The sequence below is a fragment of the Burkholderia sp. AU30198 genome (assembly GCF_020419825.1).
Lineage (GTDB): Bacteria > Pseudomonadota > Gammaproteobacteria > Burkholderiales > Burkholderiaceae > Burkholderia.
Genome location: NZ_JAIZSA010000044.1, coordinates 1 through 7,732, shown reverse-complemented (window position 1 = coordinate 7,732; position 7,732 = coordinate 1). Strand labels below are relative to the sequence as shown.

The 7,732-nt window shown below is 61.3% G+C and carries 7 protein-coding genes and 1 pseudogene; 4 read left to right on the top strand and 4 right to left on the bottom strand.

All coding sequences use genetic code 11. The features are described from left to right. Positions 1–302: 302 nt before the first annotated feature. Together LGN19_RS39325 and LGN19_RS39320 are read right to left on the bottom strand one after the other, a co-directional pair. Positions 303–740, bottom strand: coding sequence for a MarR family winged helix-turn-helix transcriptional regulator (locus LGN19_RS39325; RefSeq protein WP_122945204.1), 438 nt, complete (start codon positions 738–740; stop codon positions 303–305). A 99-nt stretch (positions 741–839) separates the two neighbouring features. Next, entirely contained in the window at positions 840–2,402 is a 1,563-nt protein-coding gene (locus LGN19_RS39320; protein WP_226220222.1) for a DHA2 family efflux MFS transporter permease subunit, read from the bottom strand. 926 nt (positions 2,403–3,328) lie between these two features. Here LGN19_RS39320 and LGN19_RS39315 point away from each other — a divergent pair. From LGN19_RS39315 to LGN19_RS39305, 3 genes are read left to right on the top strand one after another with little or no spacing between them, the layout of a single operon-like run. Continuing rightward, positions 3,329–3,856 carry a PAAR domain-containing protein gene (locus LGN19_RS39315; protein ID WP_226220220.1) on the top strand — a complete coding sequence of 176 codons (528 nt, stop codon included), beginning with the start codon at positions 3,329–3,331 and terminating at the stop codon, positions 3,854–3,856. Continuing rightward, complete coding sequence (locus tag LGN19_RS39310) at positions 3,853–4,617, top strand: VRR-NUC domain-containing protein (protein WP_413227277.1); 765 nt, start codon at positions 3,853–3,855, stop codon at positions 4,615–4,617. Before LGN19_RS39315 ends, LGN19_RS39310 begins: the two co-directional genes overlap by 4 nt. 4 nt (positions 4,618–4,621) lie before the next feature. Then, positions 4,622–5,740 carry a DUF3396 domain-containing protein gene (locus LGN19_RS39305; protein ID WP_226220216.1) on the top strand — a complete coding sequence of 373 codons (1,119 nt, stop codon included), beginning with the start codon at positions 4,622–4,624 and terminating at the stop codon, positions 5,738–5,740. 80 nt (positions 5,741–5,820) lie between these two features. On the opposite strand, the gene LGN19_RS39300 is transcribed toward LGN19_RS39305, so the two are convergent. Together LGN19_RS39300 and LGN19_RS39295 are read right to left on the bottom strand one after the other, a co-directional pair. After that, positions 5,821–6,195 (bottom strand): tyrosine-type recombinase/integrase, encoded by a 375-nt coding sequence (locus LGN19_RS39300; protein WP_226220214.1) that lies wholly within the window; start codon positions 6,193–6,195, stop codon positions 5,821–5,823. After that, positions 6,189–6,416: an Arm DNA-binding domain-containing protein gene (locus LGN19_RS39295; RefSeq protein WP_226220212.1), complete on the bottom strand. Its 228-nt coding sequence runs from the start codon at positions 6,414–6,416 to the stop codon at positions 6,189–6,191. Before LGN19_RS39295 ends, LGN19_RS39300 begins: the two co-directional genes overlap by 7 nt. 172 nt (positions 6,417–6,588) lie before the next feature. Between LGN19_RS39295 and LGN19_RS39290 the strand changes: the two are divergent. After that, positions 6,589–7,537: pseudogene (locus LGN19_RS39290) on the top strand (aliphatic sulfonate ABC transporter substrate-binding protein). Positions 7,538–7,732: the final 195 nt, after the last annotated feature.

Sequence of the window (7,732 nt, the reverse complement as noted above, 5' to 3'; positions counted from 1 at the left end):
GTCGAACAGTCGGTGAACATCTACAACTGCGAGCGGCCACATGCCGCCCTCAAATACAAAACGCCCGATGCGGTGCATCGGGCGTTTAGCGGGTGAACACTGTCAACCTATTCCAGGACTTGACACCAGCCCAGAAAAGCACCTGCGCGCTTTGCGCGAGGCCTCGAAAGGCTGCGCTTGCAAGCGCAGCCGGGGTCGCGCATGTGTGATCGAGTCCTTTCCTGGGCGCGATCTGTTTTTGAAAAGGTCGGCTTCCAGCCGGCCTTTCTTCATTTCCGGCGCCCGTATTAACAGCGCCCGGCTTACTCGCCGATGAACTTGCGCAGCAGCCGGCTCAGTTCATCGAACTCGGCCTTCGAAAATTTCCGCAAGCGGGCATTGAGCACCTTCGGCGCGATCTCCGGAATCTGCGCGGCAACCGCCTGCCCCGCTTCGGTCAGCGCGAGGTCCACCACCCGCCGATCGCTCACGCTGCGCGACCGCTCGACGAGCCCCTTGCCCTCCAGCTTGTCGAGCAAGCGCGTCATCAGCCCGGTGTCGACGCCGAGCAGCTTCGACAGTTCGAAAGGCGTCGCCGCGCTGCCGCTCCGCAGGGACAGCAGCACGCCCATCTGCTGCGCCGTGATATCGAGATCCCTCAATGCCGCATCCATCTCGGACGTGATCAGGTTGCGCGCCTTCGCGAGCACGAACCCCACGCTTTCGGTGAGCAGGAAATTCTTCGGCGTGTAGTGTTCCATCATGCTCGCTGAGTCGGATATTGTTGACCGACACAATAATTGCGACATCACGATTTTTCAAGGCACGCGAAATCCCGCGTGCGCGCCGCCCGCATTGGCTCAATGCCCGCCGGCCGCGGCCGCCCCGGCTGCCACGCCCTTGCCCGGCTTCGTCACCCAGACCAGCGGGATGATCAGCACGAAGATCACCGCCGACAGCCAGAAAATGTCGTTCAGCCCCAGCATCGTCGCCTGCGCATTCAGCGTCGCCTCGAGGAACGTCAGCGCCTTCGGCGTACCCGCATCCAGCGCACTCTGCACGCTGGAGAGCGCGCTCGCGAAGATCGGGTTGTTCACGCTGCCCTGCTCGGCCAGTTGCGCATGATGCAGGATCGTGCGGTCGTTCCATGCGGTGCTCGCGAGCGACGTGCCGACCGCGCCCATGAACACGCGCGCGAAATTGGACAGGCCCGCGGCCGCCGGAATGCGCTCGGGCGGCAGTCCCGACAGGATGATCGACGTGAGCGGCGTCATGAAGAACGCCGTCGGGATCCCTTGCAGCAACGTGGGCAACACGAGCGACCACGTATCGATGCCCGTCGTATAGCGCGAGCGCATGAAAAACACGCCGGCGAATCCGAGAAATGCGAGCGTGACGAGCACGCGCATGTCCGATTTCGGCATCACCTTGCCGACCAACGGCGCGAGGAGCACCGCGAAGATGCCGAGCGGTGCAGTCACGAGGCCTGCATTGATGACCGGGTAGCCGAGCGAGCCCTGGATCCATTGCGGCAGGATCACGAGATTCGCGAAAAACACCGCAAACGCAATCGAGATGGCCATCGTTCCGCCAAGGAAATTTCGTTGTGCAAACAGGCGGAGATCAACGATCGGGCGCTCCTCGGTCAACTCCCAGATCAGGAAGAACACGAAGCCGACCACCGCCACGATGGTCAGGATCCAGATCGTCGACGAATTGAACCAGTCGAGATCCTTGCCCTTGTCGAGCATGACTTGCAGCGCGGCCACCCATACGACCAGCGCGATCAGCCCGACCTTGTCGATCGGCAGCTTGCGGGCTGGCGTCTCGCGGCTGCGATAGAGCGCCCAGATCACGGCGGCGGCGAACAACCCGACCGGCACATTGATGTAAAAGATCCACGACCAGCTGTAGTTGTCCGTGATCCAGCCGCCGAGCGCGGGGCCCGCAATCGGCCCGACGGTTGCCGTCATGCCCCACAGCGCGAGCGCGCTCGAACTCTTCTCCTTCGGGAACGAAGCCAGCAGCAACGCCTGCGACAGCGGCACGAGCGGCCCGGCCACGGCGCCTTGAACGATCCGCGCCGCGAGGAGCGTGGTGAGGTTGGGTGCCAGCCCGCACGCGGCCGACGACAGCACGAACAGCAGGATGGCCCAGACGAACAGCTTCACCTGCCCGACCCGCTGCGTCAGCCAGCCGGTCAGCGGGATCGACACCGCGTTGGCCGCGGAGAACAGCGTGATGACCCACGTGCCCTCGTCGGTGGACACCCCCAGATTGCCGGATATGGTTGGAATCGCGACGTTGGCGATCGACGAATCGAGAACGTTCATGAATGTGGCGAGCGCCACCGCGAGCGTACCCAGCGCGAAGCTGGCGCCGGTCAGCGGCGCTGGCGTACCCGGGCTGTCGGACGGTTTCATCGGAGGTCCTTCTGATCGGGCGCCACGCGAACAGCCGCCGCAACACCGAGCAAATTAACTGACAAGTCAGATAAATGAGGAAAAAAAGCGATCGGCGCGGCGTGCGGGTGCTGCCCGCGCCAACGCCAATCGCTGACTCTGCGTTTTCTGCAATGAATATATTTGACTATGCAATCAAATGCAAGCAGGAAACATCGATCGGCTGTCCGCACAAGTCCGGGCGCGCCGCGATCACCGGCGCCTCCGCCCGCTTATGCCTGCCAGCCGGATCGATAGCAGAATTTATCGGTTATCGTCCGCCCGCCCCGTTGGTACGTTAGCCGGCTCGCTTCAATGCAACGAACCAGACCGGGAGCACGATCCATGACGTCGATGAACCGCCGCGCATTCGCGCGCGGCCGCAGGATCAACAATCCACATCCAATCTATTGATCTAAAAAGAAAAGAGAATCACCGATTGGAATATGAACCCCCAATCGATTGAGCCCATGCGGATGAGCCCGCCGAGCGGAAAATGTGGCGCAAGACGCTGAACCTCAGCCGCCCAGGAGCGAAAACTTCTGGAGATTTGAAGATATATGCTCAACTCACCCACGAAGCCTTGCGGGGCAAGGATCTGGGAATCTCCAAAACGCACATTTACTGGGAGACAAAGTTGGAGATAGCTGGCGAATAGGTCGTATGACGCCAGCTGTGTCGAGTAGCTCCCCGCGGTCTGGAACGCTGCGCGCAAAGAAACGCCCGTGCCGCAGCCCTCCCCGATGCAATGGCAAACGCCGGCCTTGCGTTCAATGAAAAGTGGCTTTGGACAGTCAAAATTCGCACCGCAGCATTCACCTGCGAAACTTCCCGGCAACTTTGACAGGGTAGTTACCCTTATGCGGTGCGTGCTACAGTCCTCTCGCAATTTCTACAGAGGATTCGGCATGAGTTCTGCGTTCATTCGGGAAGGCGATACGACTTCGCACGGTGGCCGAGTGCTCGCCTGCACGTCTACCAACATCGTCTTCGGCAAGCCTCTCGCGCTAGAAGGAGACATGGTCTCGTGTCCCAAGTGCAGTGGCATCTACCCGATCGTCGGCGTGCGCGTTCGCAGCATGACATTCGGCGGCCGGGCCGTGGCGACCGATGGCGACAAGACTGCATGCGGTGCAACGCTGATCGCGTCGCAAGGCATGGCGACGGTAGAGCCGACTTCGGGCGCCGGCGGTTCGGTCGGCACGGGCAAAAGCGTTGTCACGCAGACAACCTCCCAAGACGATAGTGGATATCGAGGCCGCTTCCAACTCGTTGACGACAAGACACGCGCACCGATTCCAAATCACCCTTACACGGTAACGTCGGCGGACGGCCAAACCATCACCGGCAAAACCGACGCTAGCGGCCACACTGATTGGATTAGCAGCCACCAAGCGTCATCGCTCTCGTTCCGCCAGCCCGGGAGCGAAGCGTGAGCGGCAAATCTTCCCCGAGGAGCCGCGGTTATTCACCTGGGTCGTCAACTGGGGGCTCAAGCTCGACTGGCCAGACAACACCGGTAGGTTTAAACGCCGAGAAACTTTCCGCGAAAGATCGACAGGTTCTGTGTCACACGTTCTGCGAGTGCAGGCGAATCGGCGTCGCGACGAAAGCCGGGTCTATCCAGCGGCAGCGGTGCGTCGAGATGCGTCTGGGTGTAAAAAATGCGGCGTCGAAGCTGGAGAACGGAGGGATTCCGACGGAATACCGTCCGGAACAGCCGTACGATATGACGACAACTCCACCTGAGCCGATCATGGACTATGACGAACCGTTGGAGCCCAACACTGGCATCCGCAAATGGCTCAAGGATGTCTGGCCCAGCAAGGGTAAGAAATACAAGAAAGGCGACGTCCGACGCCCAGACGTCGTCATCGTGTACGATCCGGCGGTACCTCCCGTGCAATCGAATATTAAAACCGTTGTCGAAATGAAATTCCCTGGCGACCGCTACGGCCCCGATCAGGAAGACGACTACATCGAAATCGCGGGCGGCCCGTCGAAGTTTGTCCACCTCGGTGCGGCCGATTGCGGATGCGGCGACGACGACGGCAAGAAGGCGACTTCGCGCTCGAGGCAATCCGCGCGACAATCCGAGCTTGACGACTTGTTCGGCGACAGTAGCAGCGCACCCGGAAGCCCACCGCTCCCGACCGTGCCGTCTTTCCCGCTGCCTGCATTCCCGCTCCCGCTTTGACGCCATGACAAACGACGAAATTGAAGCTTGGGCCAAAGATCCGCGACGCGCGGACACCATGCCTTTCGGGCTTTACGAGCCCGCGCACCAAAAAGGGATCACGGGTGCTGCTCTTGTAGTACGCGGCGTGCTCTACTTCCGAGACGGTTCCACTCCGGAGGTCCGGCAAGCGCTAGTGCGCTGCTTCAAGCAGTACAGCGCGGCAATCGAGGAATATCAGCATGCGCTCGAAGTGGCGGCCGGCCAGACGCCGTCGAAATCCGGGCCGCTGCGCTGGTTCTATTCCGAGGGAGATGAGCCGATCCAATACGACAAGTCTGCTGGATTCGAAAGTCTCGCGACAAGCATCCCCACCGACGAGACCCTTGCGGTCGCGATGACCAGTGCCGAGCACAAGCTCGCCACCGGGTTCTTTGAATTTACGGTGTTCGTGCTTAGCGAACAGAAGGCTGCACGAAAACGCGGACTCGACGGAGTGGCCTTCACGGTACCACGCGCATTTCTCGTGCACCGCCCTCGCGTATTCGAAGCGATGTTCCGCACGTTCGCCGAGGCGCTACCGACAGTCAGCGGCCATGGTGGACTAGCCGTAAACGTGCCTCCAATGGGGCGGCGACCGAACGAAGCCAGCGAGTATTTCTACGCACGCCGCTTCGGCCCTGGCATCGACGTCGGCGATCCGATGCGCTCGACCGTCCGCAAGCTCTACACGAAGATCAAGACCGTTGACTGGCTCAACGCGCTCGATGCGGACCTGGTCGCGGCTGTCAGCGGCGCATCGGCGCTCGGACTCCCGCCAGATTGGTTCGCCCGTATTCCGCTGGGCAACGGGGGCTTAATCATTCAGGCCGGCGTCGCACCGCAATCCGGCGTTTCCAATGGATCAGGCATACCCGTATCGCCGCCCGCCGCGTACGTCATTTTGAATCGAGCACTGCGGCCGATCATCGCGGATGACGTCGATACCTTGCAAGACGGAACACTGGACAGTACTGCACCTCTGCTCAATACGGTCGTAGCAACCGAAAGTTGGCTGCGCCGGTTCGACGTCCAAGACGATCAACTCAACGGCTTCTGGGTCGAGCTACATAAGACGCCGAAGCTGCGCGGCGAAACTGCGTGATGTCGAGACCGGTGAGCGGCTTGTGATCCGTCATGTGCAACATCGCCCCGATGACTTGCATCGCCGGCCCCCGGTCGAGATCAAAGGCTCTTGAGGTAATCACGATTGCGATTCAACATCGCACTGACTTCTGTCAGCTTGGGATAGCGAAACACTTGGCGGCATGTCTGCAACGTCTTGCGCGCCGTCTCGAACGCCTCTCGACCTTCAATTCGTCGAATGACCGCGAGCAAATCCGGTGCGCCGGTCGAAGAAATCGGACGCTGGCTGATCAAGGGAAACACCTCGCGGTCAAGCTGCCTCTTGACTCGGTTCGCGTGCGAAGCGCTCCCTGTCGCTTGCTTCGCCTCGTGCCACTTCAGCGCGACGGCCTCGAAGGTGTTCTGTGCTGCTATGGCGCAAGTCTGTTTCCCGACGTCACGCTCGAACGCAGGGCTCTTCCCTTCCGCTAACAACGGCTTCGCGTCGTCACGCCTCGAACGAGCATCAGAGATGCGACGTCGCCGAACGTCAGCAGGTTTTCTTTGCCATTGAACCGGTATTTGAGCCGCCACTTCTTCGAACCACTGGAGCGCAGATCGAGAAACAGGCCACCACCGTCGAAGAGTTTGTTTCCCCCGGCCTCATCGAACTTCGCGTTGCGGCACTTGGCGTCGGCAAGAGGTTTGCTTTTCATTGTTCGTCGGGAGTACGGCATACCCCCTAATCCCCGAAGTCATACCCCGAGTCTTACCCCCAAATTTTTAGGGTACCCCGGTCTCACTCGGGACTTCCGGAGACAAAAAGCCGCTTCAGCGCTAGGCTGGACGCGGGTTTTTGGACTTCCGGGTACTACTTGAAACCAGTGTTTGGTGCTCGCCGCAGGCCTCACTGCCGCCGGCGTCCGAACGCACGCCGAGAACGCACCCGATGTGTTGCGTATCGGCTACCAGAAATCGTCGACGCTCATCACGCTACTCAAGACGCGCGGCGCACTTGAACAGGCACTGGCGCCGCTCGGCTTGCGCGTGTCGTGGCATGAATTCGCGAGCGGATTGCCGCTGACCGAAGCGCTCAACGTCGGCGCCGTCGATTTCAGCGCCGACGTGGCCGATACGGTCCCGGTCTTCGCGCAGGCCGCGCATGCGCGTTTCGTGTACGTCGCTCAGGAAGCGCCTTCGCCGAAGGCGCAGGCGATCGTCGTCAAGCAGGACGGCGCACTGCGCACGCTCGCCGATCTCAAGGGCAAGCGCATTGCGGTCACGAAGGCAGCCGGCAGCCATTACCTGCTGCTTGCCGCGCTCGCACGTGCGAAGCTCGGGTCTGCCGATGCGGCGATCCATTACCTGACGCCCGCGGACGGCCGCGCGGCGTTCGAGCGCGGCAGCGTGGATCACGTGGGATCCCTATGTCGCGTCGGTCGTCCGAAATCCCGATGTGCGGATTCTCGCCGACGGCAACGGACTCGCGTCGTACCAGCGCTACTACCTCGCTTCGAGCCGTTTCGCCGCCGCGCGGCCTGACGTCGTCCAGATCCTGTTCGACCAGTTGTCGCAGTCCGGCACGTGGCTGCACGACCACCCGCAGGAGGCCGCGAATACCCTCGCACCGATCTGGGGGCTCGACGCGACGACGATCGCGCGCGCGAACGCGCGGCGTAGTTATCTCGTCCGTGCGGTGGCACCCCAAAATTTCGGCGAGCAGCAGCAGATCGCCGACACGTTCCTGGCCGCCGGACTGCTGCCGACACGCGTCGATACGGGGCAGGCGCTGCGCTGGAATTTCGCTGCGAAGCGAGCGGAGCCGGTCGGTGTATGAGTAGCCGTTCGGTGAAGGGCGATAATTTTCATCATCGTCGATGAAATTGTGTTGACAGCCCCTTCGGACACGCTATAATTGCGTTCTTTCGCGATGCAGCAACAAGCGAAACGTGCCCAGGTGGCGGAATTGGTAGACGCACTAGGTTCAGGTCCTAGCGGTGGCAACATCGTGGAGGTTCGAGTCCTCTCCTGG